We start from the raw sequence: 25,424 nt of genomic DNA, 5'->3' as shown, positions 1-25,424 counted from the left end.
TCTAGCGGTGCTTAAGTTTTCCTTTTTTCAGGGAGAACACCATGAGCGATTTCAATCCCGGTCGCCGGCGCGTGATGCAAGCCGTCGGCGCCGGACTGCTGATGCCGGGGCTGGCCCCGGCCGTCATCGCCTCGGTCAAGGATCGACCGCAACTCACTGACGGCGTGCAATCTGGCGACCTGCAGGGCGACCGCGCGATGATCTGGAGCCGTGCCGACCGCCCGGCGCAGATGGTGGTGGAGTGGGACACCCGCAGCCAATTCCGCCATCCGCGCCGCGTCGTCTCGGCGCTGGCCGATGCCCGCAGCGATTTCACCGCCCGCGTCGAACTCACCGGGCTGCCCGCCGATCAGGCGATTTTCTATCGCGTGTATTTCAAGGACGCCCGCACTGGCGTCGCCAGCGAACCGTGGCTCGGCCACTTGCGCAGCGCACCGACGGCACGGCGCAATATCCGCTTCGTCTGGAGCGGCGACACCGTAGGCCAGGGCTTCGGCATCAACCCCGATATCGGCGGCATACGCATCTATGAAGCCATGCGCATGCGCCTGCCGGACTTCTTTATCCACAGCGGCGACACCATCTACGCCGACGGCCCGGTGCCGACGCAACTGACCACGGAAGGTGGCCGGATCTGGCGCAACCTCACCACCGAAGCCAAAAGCAAGGTCGCCCAGACCCTCGACGATTATCGCGGCAATTACCGCTACAACCTGATGGACGAAAACGTCCGTCGCTTCAATGCCGAAGTGCCGCAGATCTGGCAGTGGGACGACCATGAAGTGGTCAACAACTGGTCGCCGGGCAAGCAGCTCGACGAGCGTTATCAGGAAAAAAATATCCACACCCTGGTCGGTCGTGCGCGTCAGGCCTGGCTCGAATATTCGCCGATGCGTTTGCAGGCCGCCGATGGCGGTGGGCGGATCTATCGCAAGCTGAGTTACGGGCCGATGCTCGATGTGTTCGTGCTCGACATGCGCAGTTATCGCGGCGCCAACGACGACAATCTCGGGGCGGAAAAACCGTTCCTCGGGCGTGAGCAACTGAACTGGCTCAAGCGCGGATTGAAGGCCTCGAAAGCCCAGTGGAAAGTCATCGCCGCCGACATGCCAATCGGTCTCGGCGTGCCGGATGGCGAAGTCAGTCCCGGTGTTGCGCGCTGGGAAGCGGTGGCCAACGGCGACCCAGGTCCGGCGCAGGGACGTGAACTGGAAATCGCCGAACTGCTGGGCTTTTTGCGCGCGCAGCAGGTGCGCAATTTCGTGTTCCTGACGGCGGACGTGCATTACTGCGCGGCGCATCACTACCACCCGGATCGTGCGGCGTTCCAGGATTTCGAACCGTTCTGGGAATTTGTCGCAGGGCCGTTGAACGCCGGCAGTTTCGGCCCCAATCCGCTGGACAAGACCTTTGGCCCGCAGGTGGTGTTCGAGAAGGCGCCGGCGGTACAGAACGCCTCGCCGTTTGCCGGGTTTCAGTTTTTCGGTGAGGTGAACATTGACGGGCAGAGCGGGGAGATGAGCGTGGTGTTGCGGGATCTGGAGGGTGTTGCGGTGTTCGAGCAGAAGCTGTCACCGACCTGAGTTCACCGCAAACAATTTGTGGGAGCGAGCTTGCTCGCGATAGCGGTGTAACAGACAACGAATGTGTTGAATGTAAAACCGTCATCGCGAGCAAGCTCGCTCCCACAGTTGTTATGTGTGCTCAGTAAACGTCGCGGCGATAGCGACCCTGCTCGATCAGGCGTTCGACTTCAGCGGCGCCCAGCACTTCATTGAGCACCTGATCCACGCCCGACGCCATGCCTTGAAGGCTGCCGCAGATGTAGATCACCGCACCGTCCGCCAGCCATTTCTTCAACTCGCCGGCCGATTCGCGCAGGCGATCCTGCACGTAAACCTTCTCGGCCTGATCCCGCGAGAACGCCAGATCGAGGCGTTCCAGATCGCCATTGATCAACCACTCCTCCAGCTCTGCACGACAGAGGAAGTCGTGCTCGCGATTGCGTTCGCCGAACAGCAGCCAGTGACGCTGCTGATTGTCGGCGATCCGCGCCTTGAGCAAGCTGCGCAGCCCGGCGAGGCCGGTGCCGTTGCCCAGCAGGATCATCGGCACCGGAGCGTTCGGCAGATGGAAACCGCTGTTGCGGCGGACCCGCAGGCTGATGCTGCCGCCGACCGGAGCATGCTCGGTCAGCCAGCCGGAACCGATGCCGAGGCTGCCGTCGGCATGCTGTTCCTGACGCACGATCAGTTCCAGCACGCCGTCGGCGGCAATCGAGGCGATCGAGTATTCGCGCATGGCCAGCGGCACCATCGCATCGACCAGCGCCTGAGCGTGCAGGCCCACCAGGTGGGCGCGGTGCTCGGGTAACTGGCGGGTGGCGAGGGCGACTTCCAGCGACTCTTCCAGGCCGTTGACCTTGACGCTGGTTTCACCACGGATGCCGAGGCCGTCGAGGAAATGCTCGATCGCCCACGGGCAGTTGCGTGGCAGCACTTCCACCAGATCGCCGGCCAGCCAGCTGCGGGAGGTCGGCGCGGTCAGGCCGAGCAGGAAGACCGGAGAGCCGCTGCTGTCCGGGTTCATCAGCTCGCGGCGCACCAGCGTCCAGTTTTCGTAGCTTGGCGCCTGCCAAGTGTCGACCGGCGCTTGCCCGGTAATCAGGCCGAGCTGGGTCTGCCAGTGACGCAGGGCGTAAGGATCGCCGCTGTCGACTTCCACTGGGGCGAACAGGGTCTTGCCGCCATGCTCGCCCAGCCATTGATGCAGGCGCCGGGCGAAACCGCAGAAGTGCTGATACTGACGATCGCCGAGGCCGAGCACCGCGTAGTTGAGGCTGTCGAGAGTCGAGGCGTTCTTCAATACCTTGCGCTCGAAACCGCGAGCGCTATCCGGTGCTTCGCCGTCGCCGAAAGTGCTGACCACGAACAGCGCGTTGTTCGATTCACGCAGATCCTGCTCGCTGACATTCGCCAGCGGCTGCACCTTCACCGGCAATCCGGCTGCCTGCAGTTGACCGGCGGTCTGCCACGCCAATTGTTCGGCAAAACCGCTCTGGCTGGCAAAGCCGATCAGCCACGCGGGCGTATCGCCGGCCGGTTGGTCGAGGCCTTTGCGCGCGTCCTTGATCTGCTTTTTCTTGCGTCGGCGATCCAGGTACAACAGCCAGCCGGTGATGAAGAACAGCGGCATCAACACCGCCGCGACGGTGACGATGATCCGCCCGACCAGGCCGAAATAGCTGCCGACGTGCAGCGCATAAATGCTGGTCAGCAACTGCGCCTTGAAGCTTTTGTCGGCGTAGCGGTCGACGCGTTTGACGACGCCGGTGGCCGGGTCGAGGGTGATCTGGTTCAGCGCGCGGTCATGGGGCGAGCTGTCGAGCAGATAGAACACGGTCGCCGGTTGGCCGGCCACTGGCGGCATGCGGATGTTGTAGGAAGCGAGGCCTGGACCGGCGGCGCTGTAGATGCTGACCCACATGGCGGCGTAATCGGCAGTCGGCGCCGGACCTTCGGGGGCCGGGCCGCGACCGCCGCGCACGCGTTCGTTTTGCGGCGCATCGGAAAGCAGTCTGGTCAGGCCTTTGTTGTACCACTCGTAGGACCAGGACAGTCCGGTCAGTGCCAGCAGCAGGTAAACCAGCATGCACCAGGTGCCGAACACCGAGTGCAGATCCCAGTTGAAGCTGCGACCCTTTTTCTTCCAGTCGAGGGTCAGCCACACGCGCCAGCTGTTCCACTGGCGCGGCCAGCGCAGGTACAGACCGGACAGGCAGAAGAACAGCAGCATCAGGGTGCAGGCGCCGGTGATGTTGCGGCCGGTATCGCCCATGGCGAGGAACCGGTGCAGTTGCAGCATCAGGCCGAAGAAGTCCTGGCCGGTGGCGTCGCCCTTGAACTCGGCGGTGTAGGGATCGAAGTAGCGCATCTCGCCCCGGCGTTCACCTTTGGGCGGGGTGAACCAGACGCGGCCGGCGCTGCCGCTTTCGGTCTCGACCGAGAGCATCGAGACTTTCTTGCCAGAGGCCGCTTCGATCTGCGCCACCAGGTCGGCAGGCGGGAGGACGCCGGCGACCTGTTTCTCGACCTGCAATACGGAGGGGTTGAGGGCTTTGAGAATTTCGTCCTGGAACGAATAGGCAGCGCCGGTGATGCCCATCAGGGCCAGCACCAGCCCGGCAGTGATGCCAAAAAACCAGTGCAACTGGAACAGGGTTTTCTTCAACACGTCGCTTGCCTTGTCCGTTCGGAAATTGTGTTCACGGCGTGCATTATGCCGTGGCTTATCGAGAAACGTTCTTTATTACGCACAAAAGCCCCGCTCAAATGAATGAACGGGGCTCGGTACTTCCCTCTTCGATCAGAAGTGGAAGTTGGTGCTCAGCAATGCCGTACGGCCCGCCGCCTGGTTGGCGAAGTGAGTCGAGAAGGCTTTGTCGTAGTAGGTCTCGTTGGTCAGGTTCTGCACGTTCAGTTGCAGGTCGACGTTCTTGCTCAACTTGTACGCCGCCATCGCGTCGTAGCGAACATAGGAATCGACCATGGTGGTGTTGGCCACGCTGCCGAATACGTCATCCACGTAGAACGCACCGCCACCGATGGTCAGCTTCGGCGTGACCTGGTAAGTGGTCCACAGGCTGGCGCTGTTTTTCGGCGTGTTAGGCAGCTCGTTACCGTTGTTGGCCTTGTTGGCCGGCAGGTCGCCACCGTCAACCTGTTCGCTGTCCATGTAGGCGTAACCGGCGAACACTTGCCACTTGTCGGTGATCTTGCCGCTGGCGGACAACTCGATACCTTGTACACGAGTCTTGCCGGCGTTTTCGTACGAGGTGGTATCAACCTGGACACGCGCGTTTTCTTTCTCGGTGCGGAAGATGTCGGCGGTCAGCGACAGGCGATCGTTCAGCAGATCCCACTTGGTACCGATTTCGTAGTTCTTGGTGGTTTCCGGCTCCATGTCGCTCTTGAGCAGGTTGCCGTTGCGATCCGGCGTGCCGCCCAGCGGGTTGCCGTCCATGCCTTCGCCCAAGGTGCTGCCCGGTGGCGTGGCGGAGGTGGCGTAGGACGCATAGATGCTGCCGTTCTCTGCCGGTTTGTAGACGATACCGAACTGACCGGTGACGAACTCGCTGGTGTCGGCACCTTTGGCGGTGGTGTTGCCAGCGGCAGTGTAGGTCTTATAGCCGGTTTCGAAGTGGTCGTAACGCAGGCCCATGTTCACCAGCCATTGCTGGGACAGCTCCAGGGTGTCGAACACATACAGCGCGTAGGTATCGGACTGGGTGTCGGTGCCGGCGTAGTTGCGCGAAATGGCGCCGTTCCACGGATCGTTCGGGTTCGGGTTCGACAGCGAGGTGCAGTTGTAGCCGCTCGGCGCGCCGATCATCGCTGGCGTGCAGTTGGTGCTGGACGCCACGTTGGTGGTGCGCGGCGTGGTGTCGGTGTTGACGTTGTACGAAGACTTCCGGCTTTCCTCACGGGTGTATTCGACACCGGTGGAGAAGCTGTTCTTGAAACCGGCGAGGTAGAAGTTGCCGAACAGGTCGGTCTGGTTGGTGGTGGTCTCGGTGTTGCTCACGCGAGTGTTCGCACGACGCCAGACGCTGCCGTTGTTGACGTTGCCCTTGCTGTCGTCCGGCTGGGTCAGGATGTAATCCTGCATGCTGGTGCCGTGACGCAGGGTGTTTTTGATGGTCAGCGAGTCGCTCAGGTCATGCTCGATGGCGAAGGTCGCAGTGTCGGTGCGGCCTTTGCGGAAGTCGCGGTCCAGACCGTAGAAGTTGCTGTGATCGCCGCCGGCGTACGGCTTGTCCGGGTTGGACTTGGTGCGCGCCGCCGAGCCACCGGCCGGGATGGTGTAAGGAATGCCGGAATCCGGGGTGTCGTTGCTTTCGAGATGGTAGTAGTCGAGGTTGACGCGGGTGTCGGTGCCCAGGCCGAAGGCCAGGGACGGCGCGATGCCCCAACGGTCGTAGTCGACCTTGTCGCGACCGGCGACGTTGCTCTCGTGGCTCATCAGGTTCAGACGGCCGGCAGCGGTGTCGCTGAACTGGTAGTTGCCATCCATCGTGTAACGCTGGGTCTGGTCGGAGCCCCAGGTGAAACCACCGTCGAAAGAGTTGCCAAGGTGCGCTTTCTTGCTCACCAGGTTGATGCTGCCGCCAGCCGCGCCGCGACCACCGATGGCGGAGTTCGGACCCTTGCTGACTTCGATGTTTTCTACGGCGAAGATTTCGCGGCTCTGCGAACCGGTGTCGCGCACGCCGTCGAGGTAGGTGTCGCCCTGGGCGTCGAAACCGCGGATGAACGGGCGGTCGCCCTGCGGGTTGCCGCCTTCACCGGCACCGAAAGTGATGCCCGGTACGGTGCGCAGCGCGTCCTGCATGTTCAGGGCGCCGGTGTCTTTCAGGACTTGTTGCGGGATAACGGTGACCGAGCGCGGGGTATCGACCAGCGGCGCGGTGTACTTGGGCGAGGAGGCTTTCTCGACCTGGTAGGACGTCGAGTCCTGTGCTTCGCCGGTGATGGCGGTGGCGTCCAGGGCGATGGCATTGCCGGTGGCTTTGCTGTCGGTTTTTTCGGCGGCGAACACCATGTGGCCTGCGGAGCCGGCGGTGATTGCCACGCCGATGGCGGAAGCGAGCAGACGTGGTGAACTGACCGGTAATTGTGCTTGTTGACGTGCCATTTTTATTCCCCTCCCCAAGGATTTGAGGCGGCGGAATATAGGGTAAACAGGTATTCGTATCAATTGCGAAACATTGTTATTCGCACTGAATTTACATTCTTTACAATTTAACCTTACGGTTTTTGCCAGTTCATTCGTCTAGCGGGTTTTACACAGCCAATAAGAATCAATACCATTGCCGCCTCTTTGCCATCAGGTGACATTGCCATGCTGCTGCACATCCCCGGGCTGTTCGCGAAAGAAGAAGTGCAGCGCATCCGCGAGGCTCTGGAACAGGCCGACTGGGCCGATGGCAAGATCACCGCCGGCTATCAATCGGCCAAGGCCAAGCACAATCTGCAGCTTCCGGAAGGCCATCCGCTGGCCAAGGAAATCGGCGCCGCGATGCTTGAGCGCCTGTGGAAAAACCCGCTGTTCATGTCCGCCGCGCTGCCGCACAAAGTGTTCCCGCCGTTACTTAACTGTTACACGGCGGGCGGCAGTTTCGATTTCCACATCGACAACGCGGTGCGTCAGCCCAAGGGCAGCATCGAGCGAGTGCGCACCGATCTGTCCGCCACGCTGTTCTTCAGCGAGCCCGAGGACTACGACGGCGGCGAGCTGGAAATCCAGGACACCTTCGGCACCCAGCAAGTGAAATTGCCCGCCGGCGACATGGTGCTGTACCCCGGCACCAGCCTGCACAAGGTCAACGCAGTCACTCGCGGCGCGCGTTATGCCTCGTTCTTCTGGACTCAAAGTCTGGTGCGCGAAGACAGCCAGCGCGCGTTGCTGTTCGAGATGGACGGTGCGATCCAGCAACTGACTCAGGACATGCCCGATCACCCTTCGCTGATCCGCCTCACCGGCACTTATCACAACCTGCTGCGTCGCTGGGTCGAGGTGTAAGTGGCGGACTTTCGGTTACGTCGCGAAGAAGTCCTCGACGGCGAACGCCTCACGGCCATGCTCGAAGAAAGCCCGGCCCGCGCCGCTCAGGCAATTCTGCTGGCGGCGGGTGAGGGCGTGCTGGAAGCGCAGGCACTGCTCGGGCAGATCCTGCTCGATGGTCATGGGATTGCTCAGGATCAGCCGCTGGCATTGCGCTGGTTTGAAATCGCCGCAGGGCAGGGTCATCTGATGGCGCGCAACATGCTCGGCCGCTGCAATGAGCACGGTTGGGGATGTCCGGCCGATGCCGCGAATGCGGTGAAACATTATCGAATCGCCGCTGACGGCGGACTGGACTGGGCGATGTACAACCTCGCCAATCTGCTCGCGACCGGGCGCGGTGTAGCGGTCGATCATCTTCAGGCCATGGCGCTGTATCAAAGCGCGGCCGAGATCGGGCATGCCAAGTCGATGAACCTGCTCGGGCGTTATCTGGAGGAAGGGCAGGTGTGTGCGGCGGATCCCGCAGCGGCTCGTGACTGGTATCGACGTTCGGCCGAGGGCGGGGACTTTCGCGGGCAATTCAGCTATGCAGCGGTGCTGGCAGATGAGGGGCGGATCGATGACGCGCTCATCTGGCTGGAGAAAGCGCTGGCCGGCGGCAACCTGAATTTCCTGCGCGTGGCGAGCCAGACGCTGGCGAGCGCAACCGATCCGCGAATCCAGGCACTGGCGCAGGCCTACGCTCACCGTTGCACCGAGTTACAGAACACCTGAATCGCAGCCACAAAAAAGCCCATGACACGTCATGGGCTTTTTGCATTACGCCAGCAACGCTTACACGTAGAACGATTTCAGCGGCGGGAAACCGTTGAACTCTACGGCGCTGTAACTGGTGGTGTACGCACCGGTCGACAGCCAGTACAGACGATCACCGATCGCCAGGTTCAGCGGCAGGCCGTACTTGTAGTTTTCGTACATGATGTCGGCGCTGTCGCAGGTCGGACCGGCGATCACGACTTCTTCCATCTCGCCTTTCTTCTCGGTCCAGATCGGGAACTTGATCGCTTCGTCCATGGTTTCGATCAGGCCGGAGAACTTGCCCACATCGGTATAAACCCAACGCTCGACGGCGGTACGGGATTTACGGGCAACCAGTACCACTTCGCTGACCAGGATGCCGGCGTTGGCAATCAGCGAACGACCTGGCTCCAGGATGATTTCCGGCAGGTCATCACCGAAGTCTTCCTTCAGGAAACGGATGATTTCTTCGGCATAGGTTTCCAGGCTGTTGGTGCGGGTGATGTAGTTGGCCGGGAAGCCACCGCCCATGTTGATCAGCTTCAGGTGGATGCCGTCTTCTTCTTTCAGGCGCTCGAAGATCACTTTGACCTTGGCGATCGCCGCGTCCCAGACGCTGATGTCACGCTGTTGCGAGCCGACGTGGAACGAGATGCCGTATGGCACCAGACCCAGGTCGCGGGCGAGGATCAGCAGGTCCATGGCCATGTCGGTCTGGCAGCCGAATTTGCGCGACAGTGGCCAGTCAGCCGTGGTCGAGCCTTCGGTCAGGATGCGCACATAGACTTTGGCGCCCGGTGCGGCCTTGGCGATGTTGCGCAGGTCGGCTTCCGAGTCGGTGGCGAACAGACGCACGCCCTTCTCATAGAAGTAGCGAATGTCCTTGGATTTCTTGATGGTGTTGCCGTAGCTGATCTGGTCCGCGCTGACGCCACGGCTCAGCACTTTGTCCAGCTCATAGATCGAGGCGATGTCGAAGCTCGAACCTTTCTCTTTGAGCAGGTCGATGATCTCGACGGCCGGGTTGGCCTTGACCGCGTAGTAGACCTTGGCGAATTCGAAACCGGCGCGCAGGTCATCGTAGGCCTGGGCGATCATCGCGGTGTCGATCACCACGAACGGGGTTTCCTGTTTGTCGGCGAACGCCTTCATTTTCTGAAAGGTTTCGCGCGCGAAATAGTCTTCGACCTGGATCGACATACTTGGGAGCTCCTATGGGCAAACTCGTGAAATCAATGGGTGCAAATGAACGCCCTCCGTATCCCCACTTTGGTTCGCCTACTTCCCAAGGCAATGGCGCCGAAAGCAAAAAGGCCATTCAGATCGTTTGAGAGCTACTGCGCTTGGCAATACTGCGTTGGGAAGAGGCTCGGAATGCTCATTTACAACCAGTAAACTCCGCTTCCTCGCCTCTTCCCGCCTTGTCTTGCCTGCGCTCGCTACGCTCTCAAACGATCTGGGGTCGCTGCCCTTGGCCTTGCTGTCTCGTCGTCAGTACTTGAGCCGGATGGATCGTTTCCAGCATGGACGTTCGGCGCGAACTTTAGGGCGTGAGGGGCCTGAGATCAACTAAAAATGTCGCGTTTTTGCACGCTTCTGACGTGCGTCGCGGATATCACTCTTTGTAGCCGACCGAGATGACGGTCAGATGTTCCGCAATAATTTTCAGGTGTTAAAAATACCTGCACGTTCGATGCTGATGTGCGCCAACTCTCAGGTAAGTACGATCACTTCAACATCGGCGACGTTGGCGGCGAGAAGGGCAGGTGAGAGGGGATTTGCTGGTTGAAGCTGACAAATTCGGCCGGGTTCGGCGCTCTGGTGTGTTGATATTTCTTGCCGGCTCATCGTCGGCGAAAAAATCCCGGCCTGGAGGATCCGGCGGTCGAAAAAAAGGGCTGTTGAACAGCCCTTTTGCTTTTGATCAGGCCACCGCCTCGGCTGGCGACACAATATTGGTCTTCATTCCGCGCGATCGACCCGAACTCAGGTACGCCGCAATCGACTCCTGGGTAACCTCGCCGAGGAACACTCGCTCGGCATCCATCACCGGCAACCATGCCCGATTGAACTCGTACATGCGCGACAACAGGATGCGCAAATGCTCGTCGTATGCCGCCGTGGCGTTGAACTCGCGCAGGAATTGCGCGCAGGTGCCGGTCTGACGATGCAGATCACGACGGCGCACATAACCCAGCGCCTTGTTCTCAGCGTCAGTCACGACGACATAGCGACGGTCATGCTCGTCCATCAACTCCAGCGCATCGGCCACCGGGGTTTCCGGGCTCACCGACGGCGCGTTGTCCGCGGCGTCTTCGGCTTTCACCAGCAGCAGGCGTTTGAGGGTGCTGTCCTGGCCGACGAAGTTGCTGACGAAATCATCCGCCGGATGGGCAAGCAGGGTGTCCGGATGATCGATCTGCAGCAGCTTGCCGGCACGGAAGATCGCGATCTTGTCGCCGAGCTTGATCGCTTCGTCGATGTCGTGGCTGACCATGATCACGGTCTTGTTCAGCGCGCGCTGCATCTCGAAGAATTCGTTCTGGATCATCTCGCGGTTGATCGGGTCGACCGCGCCGAACGGTTCGTCCATCAGCAACAGCGGCGCATCCGCCGCCAGCGCACGGATCACGCCGATACGTTGCTGCTGGCCGCCGGACAGCTCACGCGGATAACGATGCAAATACTGCTTGGGCTCAAGCTTGATCATGCTCATCAGTTCGCGGGCGCGGTCGTGGCATTTCTGTTTGTCCCAGCCGAGCAGTTTCGGCACGACGACAATGTTCTCCTCGATAGTCATGTTCGGGAACAGGCCGATCTGCTGGATCACGTAGCCGATGTTGCGACGCAGGGTCACTTCGTCGAGGTCGGTGGTGTCTTCGCCGTTGATCAGGATCTTGCCCGAGGTCGGCTTGATCAGGCGGTTGATCATTTTCAGCGTGGTGCTTTTGCCGCAACCCGATGGCCCGAGGAACACACAGATTTCGCCTTCATTGACGGTCAGGCTTACCGAGTCCACGGCTTTCACATCTTTGCCGTTGCTTTGGAAGGTCTTGCTGAGGTTTTGAAGTTCGATCATTTGAGGAGTCCTTTTGGAGTCAGCGAACGTTGCAGCCACTGCAAAATAAGGTCGGCGAAGATCGCCAGAAGACTGACCAGCAGCGCGCCGACGATGAGCATCGACATGTCACTGCGGCTGATGGAGGCGAGGATCAGCACACCGAGGCCGCCGGCGCCGATGGTCGCGGCGATGGTCATCACGCCGATGTTCATCACCACGGCGGTACGCACACCGGCGAGGATTACCGGCACTGCGATCGGCAACTCGACCATGCGCAGGCGCTGGCCGAAGGTCATGCCGATGCCGCGTGCGGCTTCACGAATGCCCGGTTCGACGCCGGTCAGGGCGAGGTAGGTGTTGCGCATGATCGGCAGCAGTGAATAAAGGAACACGGCGGTGATCGCCGGCATCGGGCCGAGGCCCTGGCCGAATTTCGAGTAGAACGGCAGCAGCAGGCCGAACAGGGCAATCGACGGCACGGTCAGCAGCACCGTGGCACTGGCCTGCAAGGGACCGGCGAGGCTCGGGAAGCGCGTCATCAAAATGCCCAGCGGCACGCCGATGAGGATCGCCAGGCTGACGGCGATGCCGACCAGCGTGATGTGCTGCCAGGTCAGGTGCATCACCTGCTGCCAGTCGAGGTGGGAAAAGGCGTTCAAAAATTCCATGACTTTTCCTCCTTTAGTTCAGTGGATGCTGGCGCAGGAAATCGGCAGCGACTTTCGACGGGCTCTCGTGATCGACATCGACCCGCGCGTTGAGCTGGCGCATGGTTTCGTCGTCGAACAGTTCGGCCAGCGGCTTGAGTTGCTCGGCGAGTTTCGGGTGCGCGTCGAGGTAGGCCTGACGCACGACTGGCGCGGCGGTGTAGTCCGGGAAGTAATGCTTGTCGTCTTCCAGCAGCTTCAGCCCGAAGGCGTTGAGGCGACCGTCGGTGGTGTAGACCAGACCGGCAAACACCTGACCGTTGCGCAGCGCGGTGTAGACCAGGCCCGCGTCCATCTGCCGGATGTTCTGGCGGGTCAGGTTCATGTCGTAGAGCTTGACCATGCCGTCCAGGCCGTCGGAGCGGTTGGCGAACTCGGTGTCCAGCGCCACCAGGTGATTGGTCTTGGCTTCAGCCTTCAACACGTCGTTCAGCTGGCTGATGTTGCTGATCTGCGGGTATTGCTCGGCCACTTTTTTCGGCAGGGCGAGGGCGTAGGTGTTGCTGAATTTCGACGGTGTGAGCCAGACCAGGCCTTTTTTCGCGTCGAGTTCTTTGACCCGGGCGTAGGACTGTTCGCTGTCGAGTTTTTCGGTGACATGGTTGTAGGCTACCAGCGACACGCCGGTGTATTCCCAGAGCATGTCCAGCTGTCCGGTTTCGTGGGCGCTGCGGGCCAGGTTGCTGCCCAGACCGCCGGTGATCTGCGCGTCGTAGCCTTTGCTGCGCAGGTATTGCGCGGTGATTTCCGCGAGCAGGGTCTGCTCGGTGAACACCCGGGCGCCGAGGCGAATGAGCGGCTTTTCCGCCGCCTGGGCCAATCCTGCGAAAAGCAGGGCGCAGCCTAAGATCAAGCTAAGTCGTTTCATGTTCATTCCTTCGCAAAAGCCTTAAGACGGGCGCAGACCGCGTTCCAGCCAGAGACGGCTGGCGAGGGTGACCACGCCATCGAGCAGCAGGGCCAGCAGCGCGGTGCACGCGGCGCCGAGCAGCAATTGCGGCTGATTGTTCAGGGCGATGCCGGGGAAGATCAGGCTGCCGAGGCTGTTGGCGCCGATCAGGAAGGCCAGCGGCGCCGTACCGACGTTGATCGCCAGCGCCACCCGCACACCACCGACGATGATCGGCACGGCGTTGGGCAACTCGACTTTCCACAGCACCTGGCGCGGAGTCATGCCGATGCCGACAGCGGCTTCTTTCAGCGAGCCCTGGACGTTTTTCAGGCCTTCATAGGTGTTGCGCACAATCGGCAAAAGCGAGGCGAGGAACAGGGCGAAGATCGCCGGACCGCTGCCGATGCCGAGAATCCCCAGGGCAATCGCGAGCACGGCCAGCGGCGGCACGGTGTTGCCGATGTTGAAGATCTGCATGAAGCGTTCGGCGCGGCCGACCATGGTCGGACGGCTCAGGAAGATACCGGCGGGAATGCCCACGACCAGGGCGGCCAGCATTGAAGCGAGGACGAGAATCAGGTGAGCTTGCAGGTAAAACAACAAATCGTCGCGGTAGTGTTCGATCGTGTTGATGCCGATCCAGTGGACCAGCAGGGCCAGGAGCGCGATCACCACCGCACCTCCCATCAGCCCTTTGCCATAGCGGATAGCCACAGGCGGACTCCTTTTTTTGTAGTCGGCGAGCGCTGCTCCGTGTGGCAAGGCCATTCCTGGCTGCCGAAGTCAGCGTTCGCGAGAAGCAGCTTTTTTTCAGCCCGGCAAAAGCGGCCTGAAAGCGAGCCATGAGCGCAGCCTCGTCAGGCTAACTTGCTGATTTTTCAGCCCCTGACGAATTGTCGTAACAGGGGATGGACGTCTCCGTGCTTTAAAAGGTTCCCATCTGAGGCAGCATTTGGCCACCCTTAATGTGCTCAACGGTTCGGTTATTGAATCGAGTTGGGCTATAATCGCCGCCCTTTTTTGAATCACCGCCAGGCGATTTCCCATGACCAGACAGGCCGCCGAAGTCGCGAAACGCCGCACTTTCGCCATTATTTCCCACCCCGATGCCGGTAAAACCACCATCACCGAAAAGCTCTTGCTGATGGGCAAGGCGATTGCCGTGGCCGGTACGGTGAAATCCCGCAAATCCGATCGCCACGCGACATCCGACTGGATGGAGATGGAAAAGCAGCGGGGCATCTCGATTACTACGTCGGTCATGCAGTTCCCGTATCGCGAACACATGATCAACCTGCTCGACACCCCGGGCCACGAAGACTTCTCCGAAGACACCTACCGCACCCTGACCGCGGTGGACTCGGCCCTGATGGTTCTCGACGGCGGTAAAGGTGTTGAGCCACGTACCATCGCGCTGATGGACGTCTGCCGTCTGCGTGACACGCCGATCGTCAGCTTCATCAACAAACTCGACCGTGACATCCGCGACCCGATCGAACTGCTCGACGAGATCGAAGCCGTTCTGAAGATCAAGGCTGCGCCGATCACCTGGCCGATCGGTTGCTACCGCGACTTCAAGGGCGTGTACCACCTGGCGGACGACTACATCATTGTCTACACCGCCGGTCACGGTCACGAACGCACCGAAACCAAGATCATCGAGAAGCTCGATTCCGACGAAGCCCGCGCGCATCTGGGCGACGAGTACGATCGTTTCCTCGAGCAGCTGGAACTGGTGCAGGGCGCCTGCCACGAGTTCAACCAGCAGGAGTTCATCGACGGTCAACTGACCCCGGTGTTCTTCGGTACCGCACTGGGCAACTTCGGTGTCGACCATGTGCTCGACGCCGTGGTCGACTGGGCCCCGCGCCCGCTGCCACGCGTAGCCAACGAGCGCACCGTGGAGCCGGTGGAAGAGAAGTTCTCGGGCTTCATCTTCAAGATCCAGGCGAACATGGACCCGAAACACCGCGACCGCATCGCCTTCATGCGTATCTGCTCCGGCAAGTACGAAAAAGGCATGAAAATGCGCCACGTGCGTACCGGCAAGGACGTGCGCATCGGCGACGCCCTGACGTTCTTCTCCTCTGAGCGTGAACAGCTGGAAGAGGCGTACGCCGGCGACATCATCGGTCTGCACAACCACGGCACGATCCAGATCGGCGACACCTTCAGCGAAGGCGAAACCCTGGGCTTCACCGGTATCCCGCACTTCGCCCCGGAACTGTTCCGCCGCGTACGCCTGCGCGACCCGCTGAAATCCAAGCAACTGCGCCAGGGCCTGCAACAGTTGGCCGAAGAAGGCGCGACCCAGGTGTTCTTCCCGGAGCGCAGCAACGACATCATCCTCGGCGCCGTTGGTGTGCTGCAGTTCGATGTGGTCGCCAGCCGCCTGAAAGAGGAATACAAGGTCGAGTGCTCCTACGAGCCGATCACCGTGTACTCCGCGCGCTGGATCGAATGCAGCGACAAGAAGAAGCTCGAGGAATTCTCCAACAAGGCCGTGGAAAACCTGGCACTGGACGGCGGCGGTCACCTGACCTACCTCGCGCCAACGCGGGTCAACCTGGCCCTGATGGAAGAGCGCTGGCCGGACGTGAAATTCCGTGCGACGCGCGAGCATCACTAAGCGCTGAACGGCTCCATCCAAAGCCCCCGATGCATAAGCCTCGGGGGCTTTTTATTGGCTGCAGATCGGTTGCTCAGCAAGCGATAGGAGGAAGCGACCTCGCTTAGCCGATCCGGTTATGGGCGTTATTCGAAAGCGGTCTGTCCATGCATGGCATTTCCGGGCGTTGGTTAGCGTCCTATCTGGTGAACCCGGCGGATCGGAACTAGATTTCAATCAGCGTCAGGTCAGCATGAATTTCTCACCTGGAACAGGATGGACTCGGCTATGAAAAACAGGTTGCTACGCGTTTTGCTGCTGTTGAAAGTGATGGTGATGCTGTCCCTCGGCACCGCGACGGCCTGGGCCGAGTGCGAGGATCACGATACCCAGGCATTCAATGGGCAGGTGGGGCACAGCGCGCTGATGCTGGCCAAGTCGGAGTCCGAGCCGGGCGATCAGGGCCAGGGCGGCAGCGCCGACGATGACGATTCGACCACCGATGAGCCGGACACCGACGATCCGGACGATGGCGACAGCCAGACGTAGATTCCGGGCAAAAGAAAACCCCTTCTTTCCCGATCGATGCGCAATCGGGGCAGAAGGGGTTTGGTCAACTCATCAACAACCCGCCCCGGGAAACAGGGCGGGTTTTTTCATGCCGCGCCGTCGAGGAATTGCTCGGCGTAGTGGCACGCAACCTGACGCGTATCGAGCTGGCGCAGGGCCGGCTCCTCGCTGCTGCAACGCGCGGTGGCGTACGGGCAGCGCTTGTGGAACGCGCAGCCAGGTGGCGGGTTCAGCGGGTTGGGCAGCTCGCCGACGATCTTGATTTTCGGCTTGTCCGGATCCGGGTGGATGGTCGGGGTCGCCGACAACAGCGCCTGGGTGTACGGGTGCAGAGGACGGGCGTAGATGTCGTGCTTCGGACCGATTTCCACCGGGCGTCCGAGGTACATCACCATCACGTCATCGGCCACGTGCTGTACCACCGCCAGGTTGTGCGAGATGAACACGTAACCGGTGTTGAACTCCTGCTGCATGTCCATGAACAGGTTCAGCACCTGCGCCTGGATCGACACGTCCAGCGCCGAGGTCGGTTCGTCCGCCACCAGCACTTTGGGTTGCAGCATCATGGCGCGGGCCAGCGCGATACGCTGACGCTGACCGCCAGAGAACATGTGCGGATACCGCTGGTAGTGCTCGGGACGCAAGCCGACCTGCTTCATCATCGCCTGGACTTTCTCGCGACGCTCGGCAGCACTCAGGTTGGTGTTGATCAGCAGCGGTTCAGCCAGTTGATCACCGATTTTCTGCCGTGGGTTCAACGAGGCGTACGGGCTCTGGAACACCATCTGCACGTCTTTGCGCAGTTGTTTGCGCTGAGCCTTGTCGGCGCCGGCCACTTCTTGCCCGGCGATTTTCAGCGAACCGGACGACGGCTCTTCGATCAGGGTCAGGGCGCGGGCGAGGGTGGATTTGCCGCAGCCCGATTCACCGACAACGGCGAGGGTCTTGCCGGCTTCCAGCTCGAACGACACGCCGTTCAGGGCGCGCACGGTCGCGTGGCCCTTGAACAGGCCACGGGAGACTTCGTAGTGACGGGTCAGGTCGCGGGCGGTAAGTACGACGGCCATTACGCCACCTCCTGGTTCAACGGATAGAAGCAGCGGGCGAGGCTGTTGCTTTTCGGGTCAAGGGTCGGACGCTGCGCGCGGCAGCTGTCCTGCACGTACGGGCAGCGCGGCGACAGCAGGCAGCCTTGCGGGCGGTCGTAACGGCCGGGAACGATGCCCGGCAGAGTCGCCAGACGCTCGGCACCCTGGCTGTGTTCCGGAATCGCCTTGAGCAGCGCTTCGCTGTACGGGTGGGCCGGGATGTCGAACAGTTGCGGCACCTGACCGACTTCAACGGCTTGACCGGCGTACATCACGCACACGCGCTGGGCGGTTTCGGCCACGACGGCGAGGTCGTGGGTGATCAGCACCAGGCCCATGTTCTGCTCTTTCTGCAACGCCAGCAGCAGATCCATGATCTGTGCCTGAATCGTCACGTCGAGTGCAGTGGTCGGCTCGTCCGCGATCAGCAGTTTCGGCTCGCCGGCAATCGCCATGGCAATCGCCACACGCTGGCTCATGCCGCCGGACAGTTGGTGCGGGTAGGCGTCCATACGACTGGCAGCGCCCGGGATTTCGACTTTTTCCAGCAGTTCGATCGCACGTTTACGCGCTTGCTTGCCGGACATTTTCAGGTGCAGGCGCAGCACTTCTTCGATCTGGAAACCGACGGTGTAGCTCGGGTTCAGCGCGGTCATCGGGTCCTGGAACACCATCGCCAGGTCTTTGCCGACGATCTGCCGACGCTGGCGGTTGTTCAGCTTGAGCATGTTCTTGCCGTCGAAGCTCAGCGAGTCGGCGGTGACGATCCCCGGGTGCTCGATCAGGCCCATCAGCGCCATCATGGTCACGGACTTGCCGGAACCCGACTCGCCCACGATCGCCAGGACTTCGCCCTTGTCGACTTTCAGGTCGAGGCCGTCGACGACCGGGGTGGCGTTCTTGTCGCCGAAGCGAACGTTGAGATTCTTGATTTCTAACAGTGACATGGGAATCTCCTCAGGCGGCGTTCTTGAGTTTCGGGTCCAGCGCATCGCGCAGGCCGTCGCCCATCAAGTTGATTGCCAGCACGCTGAGCAAAATGGTCAAACCAGGCAGACTCACCACCCACCAGGCGCGTTCGATGTAGTCGCGGGCCGAAGCCAGCATGGTGCCCCACTCAGGGGTTGGCGGCTGGACGCCGAGGCCGAGGAAGCCCAGGGCGGCGGCATCGAGGATCGCCGAGGAGAAGCTCAGGGTCGCCTGAACGATCAGCGGTGCCATGCAGTTCGGCAGCACGGTGATGAACATCAGGCGCGGCAGACCGGCACCGGCCAGGCGCGCGGCGGTCACGTAGTCGCGGTTAAGCTCACCCATCACGGCGGCACGGGTCAGACGCACGTAGGACGGCAGCGAAACCACGGCAATCGCGATCACGGTGTTGATCAGGCCTGGGCCGAGGATGGCGACGATCGCCACAGCCAGCAGCAGCGATGGCAGGGCCAGCATGATGTCCATCAGACGCATGATGGTCGGGCCAATCATTTTCGGGAAGAAACCGGCGAACAGACCCAGCAGGATCCCCGGGATCAGCGACATCACCACCGACGACAGACCGATCAGCAGCGACAGGCGCGAACCCTGGATCAGACGCGACAGCAGGTCGCGACCCAGTTCATCGGTGCCGAGCAGGAACTGCATCTGCCCGCCTTCGAGCCACGCCGGCGGCGTCAGCAGGAAGTCACGGTATTGCTCGCTCGGGTTATGCGGGGCGACCCACGGCGCGAAGATCGCGCAGAAAATCACCAGCAGCATGAACAGCAGGCCGGCGACGGCGCCCTTGTTCTTGGCGAAGGCCTGCCAGAACTCTTTGTACGGTGACGGGTACAGCAGACTTTGATCCACGGCGGTGGCGGCGGTGACTACTGAGGAAGTTGGAGTGCTCATGGGTATTGACCTCAGCGCTGATGACGGATGCGTGGGTTGGCAAAGCCGTAGAGGATGTCCACCACGAAGTTGACCAGAATCACCAGGCAGGCGATTAACAGGATGCCGTTTTGTACAACCGGGTAGTCCCGGGCGCCGATGGCTTCGATCAGCCATTTACCGATGCCGGGCCAGGAGAAGATGGTTTCGGTCAGGACCGCACCGGCCAGCAGGGTGCCGACTTGCAGGCCGACCACGGTCAGTACCGGAATCAGCGCGTTGCGCAGGCCGTGCACGAACACCACGCGCGACGGCGACAGGCCTTTGGCCTTGGCGGTACGGATGTAGTCTTCACGCAATACTTCGAGCATCGACGAACGGGTCATCCGCGCGATCACCGCCAGCGGAATGGTGCCCAGCACGATGGCCGGCAGGATCAGGTGGTGCAGGGCATCGAGGAACGCGCCCATGTCATCGGCCAGCAGGGTGTCGATCAGCATGAAGCCGGTGCGCGGCTCGATGTCGTAAAGCAGGTCGATCCGCCCGGACACCGGGGTCCAGCCCAGGCTCACCGAGAAGAACATGATGAGGATCAGGCCCCACCAGAAAATCGGCATCGAATAACCCGCGAGGGAGATGCCCATTACCCCGTGGTCGAACAGGGATCCTCGCTTGAGGGCCGCAATCACCCCGGCCAGCAGGCCCAGGATACCGGCGAACAGCAGGGCGGCCATGGACAGTTCCAGGGTCGCCGGGAAGAGGGAGGTGAACTCGGTCCATACGCTCTCACGGGTGCGCAGGGATTCGCCGAGATCGCCATGGGCCAGTTTGCCGATGTAGTCCAGGTACTGGGCGTACAACGGTTTGTTCAGACCGAGGCGTTCCATTGCCTGAGCGTGCATTTCGGGGTCGACCCGACGTTCGCCCATCATCACTTCCACGGGGTCGCCGGGAATCATGCGAATCAACGCGAAAGTCAGCAAGGTGATGCCGAAAAACGTGGGGATCAATAACCCCAGTCGGCGGGCAATAAAACTAAACATCGTGTGTGGTACCTCATCAGCCGGTTAGGCGTGCCCGGCGACCCTGGGGTCAGGGAGGCCGGGAGTTTCTTATCTACTTCACCTGGGTGGTGGCGAAGTTATTGGTTGTCAGAGGGCTGATGTGATAACCCTCTACGTTGTTGCGCATTGCGGTGAACATGCGGGTGTGGGCCATGCTGATCCACGGTTGGTCCTGATTGAAGATGACTTGCGCCTCTTCATACAGTTTGGCGCGTTCGGCCGGATCTACTTTAGCCCGTGCTTCGTCGAGCAGGGCCTGGAATTTCTCGTTGCACCAGCGAGCGTAGTTTTCGCCGTTCTTGGCAGCTTCGCAACTGAGCATAGGCGTCAGGAAGTTATCCGGGTCGCCGTTGTCGCCCGCCCATCCGGCCGAAACCATGTCGTGCTCGCCGGCCTTGGCGCGTTTGAGCATCTCGCCCCATTCCATCACGCGGATGTCGATCTTGATCCCGACTTTCGCCAGGTCAGCCTGCATCATCTGTGCGCCGAGCATCGGGTTCGGGTTGGTCGGGCCACCGCCGTTGCGGGTAAACAGGGTAAACACGGTGCCTTCCGGTACGCCGGCTTCCTTGAGCAGCTTGCGGGCGGCGTCGAGGTCACGTGGCGGGTTCTTCAGATCGTGGTTGTAGCCCAGCAGGGTCGGCGGGTACGGGTTGACCGCGACCGAGGCGTTGCCTTTGCCGAACAGGGCGTTGACGTAGGCTTCCTTGTCGAAGGCGATGTCGATCGCTTTGCGCACCCGCACGTCGCTGATGTACTTGTGCTGGGTGTTCATGGCGATGTACGAGACGGTCATCGCGTCCATTTCATCGACTTTCAGGTTGCTGTCTTTCTTGATGCTCGGAATGTCATCCGGTTTCGGATACAGCGCGATCTGGCACTCATTGGCCTTGAGCTTCTGCAAACGTACGTTGTTGTCTGTGCCAATCGCCAGGATCAACGCGTCAGCCGGGGGCTTGCCGCGGAAGTAGTCCGGGTTGGCCTTGAAGCGTACCTGGGCGTCCTTGGCGTAACGCTGGAAGATGAACGGGCCGGTGCCGACCGGTTTGTTGTTCAGATCGCCGGTCTTGTTGGCCTTGAGCAACTGGTCGGCGTATTCGGCCGGGTAGATCGAGGAGAACGCCATGGCGATGTCGGCCAGGAATGGCGCTTCGCGACGGGTCAGCGTGAACTTGACGGTGTTGTCGTCGACTTTCTCGACGCTTTTGAGCAGTTCCTTGAAGCCCATGCTTTCAAAGTACGGGAAGCCCACGCTCGACAGCTTGTGCCACGGGTGATTCGGGTCCAGCTGACGCTGGAAACTCCAGACCACGTCGTCGGCGTTCATGTCGCGGGTCGGCTTGAAATATTCGGTGGTGTGAAACTTGACGCCTTTGCGCAGGTGGAACGTGTAGGTCAGGCCGTCTTCGCTGATGTCCCAGGATTCGGCCAGCGCCGGAATCACTTCGGTGGTGCCGGGCTTGAAGTCCGCCAGACGGTTGAAGATGGTTTCGGCCACCGCGTCGGCAGTGACTGCAGTCGTGTACTGGACCATATCGAAGCCTTCCGGGCTGGCTTCGGTGCAGACCACCAAGGGTTTGGCCGAGACGCCGACAGCGACACTCAGCAACGCAGCCGCGATGGCTGCACGTAGGGGAAGCATTTTCATCAAGAACCCTCTGCAATCGGTTGAAGACAAAAAGCCGAACGGCCGACTCGTCACTGAGTCAGCCGTCGGCGTGCGTTTTTACAGGATGTTGAACGGGATGGTGGTCACGAGACGGAACTCGTTGATGCTGCCGTCAGCCTGGTTTTCGCTGGCGCGGTGAGCGGTGTAAGTACCACGGATGGTGGTGGCCTTGAGCGGGCCGCTCTGCACGGCGTAGGCTGCACCGATGCCGTATTCGTAGTGGTTTTCACCGTCCATTGCCTGCACGCCGTCGTAGCCGCCACCCTTGTAGTGAGTGCCGTCGATACCCCAGCCGCGCGCCTGGTAGATGTTGAATTTCAGGCCCGGTACGCCGTATTCGGCCATGTTCAGACCGTAGGCCACCTGGAAGGATTTCTCGTTCGGGCCGTTGAAGTCCGACAGCAGGGAGTTGGCCAGGTAGATACCGTTGGTTTCGTGCAGGTAGTCGAAGTATTCGTTACCGTTCACTTCCTGGTACGAGAAGGTCAGGCTGTGGGCCTGGTGGGTCAGGCCAAGCGACAGCGAGTAGGTGTCGTTGTCGATTTCACCCAGTTTCTTTTTGCCTTCATCAACGGTCTTGTAGTAGTTCAGGCCAGTGGTCAGGCTGACGATGGAGCTGTCACCCAGCACATGGGTAGCGCCGAAGTAGTACTGGTTCCAGATATCTTCGACCTGTGTACCCCAGAGGCTGGTGGTCAGGCTGGCGAACGGCTGGTAAGAGATACCGGCGGTGTTGACGTGGTCGGATTCCACACGGCCGTTGCCGTACTCGGTACGGAATTTCTGCAGGCTCTGTTCCGAACGTGGTGAAACACGGTCGAAGGTGGCCAGGTCGAAGGACAGGTTGTTCAGTTCTTCGCTATGGATCGCGACACCCTCGAAGCTCGAAGGCAGCGCACGGTTACCGATCACATCGACTTGCGGGCTGCTGAAGTTCATGCGACCGGCAGTCAGCGTCGTGTTGGAAACGCGTGCCTTGACGTTCGCCAGTCCCAGCTTGCTCCACTGGCCGACAGCATCGCCATTGTCTTTGCGGGTCAGGGTACGGTTGTTGCCCGAAGCCGGACCGGTTTTTGGCGCGCCACCGTTACCGGCGGCCAGGTTCTCGCGGTCACGTTCCAGCGCGATGGCGTTGTAAGCAGCGATCTCGGTGCTGAAACCGACAGTGCCCTCGGTAAAGCCCGAGTTGTACTTGACGATAGTGCCCTGTACCCAGTTGATCCGGCGGTCGGTTTCGGCCAGCGAACCATCTTTTTTGTAGGCGAACTTGCCGCCACGTTTCAGTTGTTCGTTGGCGTACCAGTTACGGGTAGTCCCGCTGATCGACTGGCCTTCGAGGAAGCCTGTTGCTTCAGCCTGGGCGCTCTTGGTGTTGACGGTCACCGGGGTGAATGCCTGGCTCTGCTCTTCGGCATAAGCCGTAGCGGTGATGCTGCTGATGGCCAGGGCCAGTATCGCGGTGCTGCTCAGTTTCATGGGTGAAGCTCCTTTACTTTCTTTTTATGCCGGCTTTTTTGGGTTGGCCGGTTATTGGTTTAGAACTCATTCACACATCGCAAACGTTTGCAAAAGGCCTGATTGGCGAATTTCGGCAAAGCGCTTGCGTGAGGGGGTAGACGGCCCCCTCAGCATTGCGGCTAATCGGTTTTTTGTTTAATCGATGCTGACACCCGAAAACACGTTGCGACCGAACGGGCTCACCTTGAACCCTTCGACTTTGGCGCTCAGCGGCTGGTTGACCGTCGAGTGGGCGACAGGCGTGATCGGCACTTGCTGCTTGAGCAGTTGCTGGGCCTGTTTGTAGAGCACGGTGCGCTGGTCACGGTCGGTGACGACCTTGGCCTGCTTGATCAGCTTGTCGTAAGCCGGATCGCACCACATGGAGTAGTTGTTGCCGCCGATGGCGTCGCAGCTGTAGAGCGTGCCGAGCCAGTTGTCCGGATCCCCGTTGTCACCGGTCCAGCCGATCAGGCTGATGTCGTGCTCGCCATTCTTGGTGCGCTTGATGTACTCGCCCCATTCGTAGCTGACGATCTTCACTTTCAGACCGATCTTGGCCCAGTCGGCCTGGAGCATCTCGGCCATCAGTTTGGCGTTCGGGTTGTACGGACGTTGTACCGGCATTGCCCACAGGGTGATCTCGGTGCCTTCCTTGACGCCGGCAGCCTTGAGCAGCTCTTTGGCTTTTTCCGGGTTGTAGGCGGCGTCCTTGATCGTGTCGTCGTAGGACCATTGGGTCGGTGGCATGGCGTTCACAGCCAGTTGGCCGGCGCCTTGATAAACAGCGTTGAGAATTCCCTGTTTATTCACCGCCATGTCCAGCGCCTGACGCACTTCGAGCTGATCGAACGGCTTGTGACGCACGTTGTAGGCGATGTAACCGAGGTTGAAGCCCGGCTTCTCGATCAATTGCAGTTTCGGATCGTTCTTCAGTGCCGGCACATCGGCCGGGCGCGGGTGCAGGGTGATCTGGCATTCGCCGGCCTTGAGCTTTTGCACACGTACCGAGGCGTCGGTATTGATCGCGAAAATCAGGTTCTTCAGCTTCACCCGGCTCTGATCCCAGTAATGCGGGTTGCCGGTGTAACGGATGTTCGAGTCTTTCTGGTAGCTCTTGAACACGAACGGACCAGTGCCGATCGGCTTCTGGTTGATGTCGCTCGGCTTGCCTTCGGCCAGCAGCTTGTCGGCGTATTCGGCAGACAGGATGGCGGCAAAGCTCATGGCGATGTTCTGGATGAACGCGGCGTCGACGCTGTTGAGCGTGAACTGCACGGTCAGCGGCCCGGTCTTCTCGACCTTGGCGATGTTCTTGTTGAGGCTCATCCCGTTGAAATACGGGAACTCGGTCGGATAAGCCTTACGGAATGGCTGTTGCGGATCGAGCATGCGGTTAAACGTGAACAGCACGTCGTCGGCGTTGAGATCACGCGTAGGTTTGAAGTACGGCGTTGTATGAAACTTCACACCTTCACGCAGGTGAAAGGTGTACTTGAGACCATCCTCGGAAATATCCCAGCTGGTTGCCAGGCCCGGTACGACATTGGTCGCGCCTTTTTCGAACTCGGCCAGACGGTTGTACAGCGGTTCGGCGGCGTCGTTATCGGTCGCCGTCGTGTACTGCGCGGTATCGAAACCGGCCGGGCTGCCTTCGGAGCAGAACACCAGACTGTTGCTGGCGGCGAAACTGGCGGACGTGGCGGCCAACAGACCGGCGCCCAGCAATGCGGAAAAAACCAAGGTATGGCGCATGACGCTCCCTCTTTTTTAGTGTTTTTCAATGCGCCGCGATCCCGTCCAGGGATGTGGTGGCTGCATTGAGCTCAAACCAATACGGCAGCAAAACCGATAGCCCACACAGTCACTGGTCAGAACCCGACGGTAGGGGCCGTGGGTCTGGCAGTAAATGCGCTTTGTCCTAAAGCCTCGTAGGAAAAGGCAACACGTCCTGAACCGTCCCGGTAAGGCGGGGCGGAAAAGGTTGTAGGCAAATTCCTGGCTTCTCGGCAAAAAAAACAGCGGCGACGCTGAAAACGTC

The 25,424-nt window shown here is 60.7% G+C and carries 19 protein-coding genes; 5 read left to right on the top strand and 14 right to left on the bottom strand.

Translation table 11 applies throughout. The annotated features are described in order from the left end of the window. The first annotated feature begins 41 nt into the window (after positions 1 to 41). Positions 42 to 1,583, top strand: a complete 1,542-nt coding sequence (locus tag AC1Q9F_RS09180; protein WP_492619511.1) for an alkaline phosphatase D family protein — start codon at positions 42 to 44, stop codon at positions 1,581 to 1,583. 121 nt (positions 1,584 to 1,704) lie between these two features. Here the strand turns inward: AC1Q9F_RS09180 and AC1Q9F_RS09175 are convergent, their stop codons facing one another. Together AC1Q9F_RS09175 and AC1Q9F_RS09170 are read right to left on the bottom strand one after the other, a co-directional pair. After that, positions 1,705 to 4,233: a PepSY domain-containing protein gene (locus AC1Q9F_RS09175; RefSeq protein WP_492619512.1), complete on the bottom strand. Its 2,529-nt coding sequence runs from the start codon at positions 4,231 to 4,233 to the stop codon at positions 1,705 to 1,707. A 132-nt stretch (positions 4,234 to 4,365) separates the two neighbouring features. After that, complete coding sequence (locus tag AC1Q9F_RS09170; protein ID WP_207985017.1) at positions 4,366 to 6,693, bottom strand: TonB-dependent receptor; 2,328 nt, start codon at positions 6,691 to 6,693, stop codon at positions 4,366 to 4,368. 207 nt (positions 6,694 to 6,900) lie between these two features. On the opposite strand from AC1Q9F_RS09170, the gene AC1Q9F_RS09165 reads away from it, so the two are divergent. Both AC1Q9F_RS09165 and AC1Q9F_RS09160 read left to right on the top strand, forming a co-directional pair. After that, positions 6,901 to 7,581, top strand: a complete 681-nt coding sequence (locus AC1Q9F_RS09165; RefSeq protein ID WP_115076523.1) for a Fe2+-dependent dioxygenase — start codon at positions 6,901 to 6,903, stop codon at positions 7,579 to 7,581. Positions 7,582 to 7,638: 57 nt separating this feature from the next. After that, complete coding sequence (locus AC1Q9F_RS09160) at positions 7,639 to 8,340, top strand: tetratricopeptide repeat protein (RefSeq protein WP_207986175.1); 702 nt, start codon at positions 7,639 to 7,641, stop codon at positions 8,338 to 8,340. 60 nt (positions 8,341 to 8,400) lie between these two features. Here the strand turns inward: AC1Q9F_RS09160 and AC1Q9F_RS09155 are convergent, their stop codons facing one another. From AC1Q9F_RS09155 to AC1Q9F_RS09135, 5 genes are all read right to left on the bottom strand, one after another. Further along, a complete protein-coding gene (locus AC1Q9F_RS09155; protein WP_007953693.1) occupies positions 8,401 to 9,564 on the bottom strand; it encodes a type III PLP-dependent enzyme in 1,164 nt (387 codons plus the stop codon). A gap of 724 nt (positions 9,565 to 10,288) precedes the next feature. Continuing rightward, positions 10,289 to 11,443 carry an osmoprotectant ABC transporter ATP-binding protein OsmV gene (locus AC1Q9F_RS09150; protein WP_007953692.1) on the bottom strand — a complete coding sequence of 385 codons (1,155 nt, stop codon included), beginning with the start codon at positions 11,441 to 11,443 and terminating at the stop codon, positions 10,289 to 10,291. Further along, positions 11,440 to 12,093 carry an ABC transporter permease gene (locus AC1Q9F_RS09145; protein WP_007953690.1) on the bottom strand — a complete coding sequence of 218 codons (654 nt, stop codon included), beginning with the start codon at positions 12,091 to 12,093 and terminating at the stop codon, positions 11,440 to 11,442. The genes AC1Q9F_RS09150 and AC1Q9F_RS09145 overlap by 4 nt, the downstream gene beginning before the upstream one ends. Before the next feature lie 13 nt (positions 12,094 to 12,106). Then, positions 12,107 to 13,000 carry a glycine betaine ABC transporter substrate-binding protein gene (locus AC1Q9F_RS09140; protein WP_492619513.1) on the bottom strand — a complete coding sequence of 298 codons (894 nt, stop codon included), beginning with the start codon at positions 12,998 to 13,000 and terminating at the stop codon, positions 12,107 to 12,109. A 21-nt stretch (positions 13,001 to 13,021) separates the two neighbouring features. Further along, complete coding sequence (locus AC1Q9F_RS09135) at positions 13,022 to 13,711, bottom strand: ABC transporter permease (protein ID WP_172667905.1); 690 nt, start codon at positions 13,709 to 13,711, stop codon at positions 13,022 to 13,024. A 358-nt stretch (positions 13,712 to 14,069) separates the two neighbouring features. On the opposite strand from AC1Q9F_RS09135, the gene AC1Q9F_RS09130 reads away from it, so the two are divergent. Together AC1Q9F_RS09130 and AC1Q9F_RS09125 are read left to right on the top strand one after the other, a co-directional pair. Further along, on the top strand, positions 14,070 to 15,653 hold the full coding sequence (locus tag AC1Q9F_RS09130; protein ID WP_085608055.1) for a peptide chain release factor 3: 1,584 nt from the start codon (positions 14,070 to 14,072) through the stop codon (positions 15,651 to 15,653). A gap of 267 nt (positions 15,654 to 15,920) precedes the next feature. Next, entirely contained in the window at positions 15,921 to 16,181 is a 261-nt protein-coding gene (locus AC1Q9F_RS09125; protein WP_492619514.1) for a hypothetical protein, read from the top strand. Positions 16,182 to 16,288: 107 nt separating this feature from the next. Here the strand turns inward: AC1Q9F_RS09125 and AC1Q9F_RS09120 are convergent, their stop codons facing one another. From AC1Q9F_RS09120 to AC1Q9F_RS09090, 7 genes are all read right to left on the bottom strand, one after another. Next, positions 16,289 to 17,269, bottom strand: coding sequence for a peptide ABC transporter ATP-binding protein (locus tag AC1Q9F_RS09120; RefSeq protein ID WP_007953682.1), 981 nt, complete (start codon positions 17,267 to 17,269; stop codon positions 16,289 to 16,291). Next, entirely contained in the window at positions 17,269 to 18,237 is a 969-nt protein-coding gene (locus AC1Q9F_RS09115) for an ABC transporter ATP-binding protein (RefSeq protein ID WP_007953667.1), read from the bottom strand. Before AC1Q9F_RS09115 ends, AC1Q9F_RS09120 begins: the two co-directional genes overlap by 1 nt. A 10-nt stretch (positions 18,238 to 18,247) precedes the next feature. Beyond that, positions 18,248 to 19,174 (bottom strand): ABC transporter permease subunit, encoded by a 927-nt coding sequence (locus tag AC1Q9F_RS09110; protein WP_115076533.1) that lies wholly within the window; start codon positions 19,172 to 19,174, stop codon positions 18,248 to 18,250. A gap of 11 nt (positions 19,175 to 19,185) precedes the next feature. Further along, entirely contained in the window at positions 19,186 to 20,196 is a 1,011-nt protein-coding gene (locus AC1Q9F_RS09105; RefSeq protein WP_007953665.1) for an ABC transporter permease subunit, read from the bottom strand. 73 nt (positions 20,197 to 20,269) lie between these two features. Beyond that, entirely contained in the window at positions 20,270 to 21,865 is a 1,596-nt protein-coding gene (locus AC1Q9F_RS09100; RefSeq protein ID WP_492619515.1) for an ABC transporter substrate-binding protein, read from the bottom strand. Positions 21,866 to 21,943: 78 nt separating this feature from the next. Further along, positions 21,944 to 23,362: an OprD family porin gene (locus tag AC1Q9F_RS09095; protein WP_179692655.1), complete on the bottom strand. Its 1,419-nt coding sequence runs from the start codon at positions 23,360 to 23,362 to the stop codon at positions 21,944 to 21,946. 177 nt (positions 23,363 to 23,539) lie between these two features. Further along, positions 23,540 to 25,138, bottom strand: coding sequence for an ABC transporter substrate-binding protein (locus tag AC1Q9F_RS09090; RefSeq protein ID WP_179692654.1), 1,599 nt, complete (start codon positions 25,136 to 25,138; stop codon positions 23,540 to 23,542). Between the last annotated feature and the right edge of the window lie 286 nt (positions 25,139 to 25,424).

This window comes from Pseudomonas sp. GW823-FHT04A03 (assembly GCF_058796615.1).
Note: the sequence above shows the minus strand (reverse complement) of the source record. Positions and strands in the feature narration are given on the sequence as shown.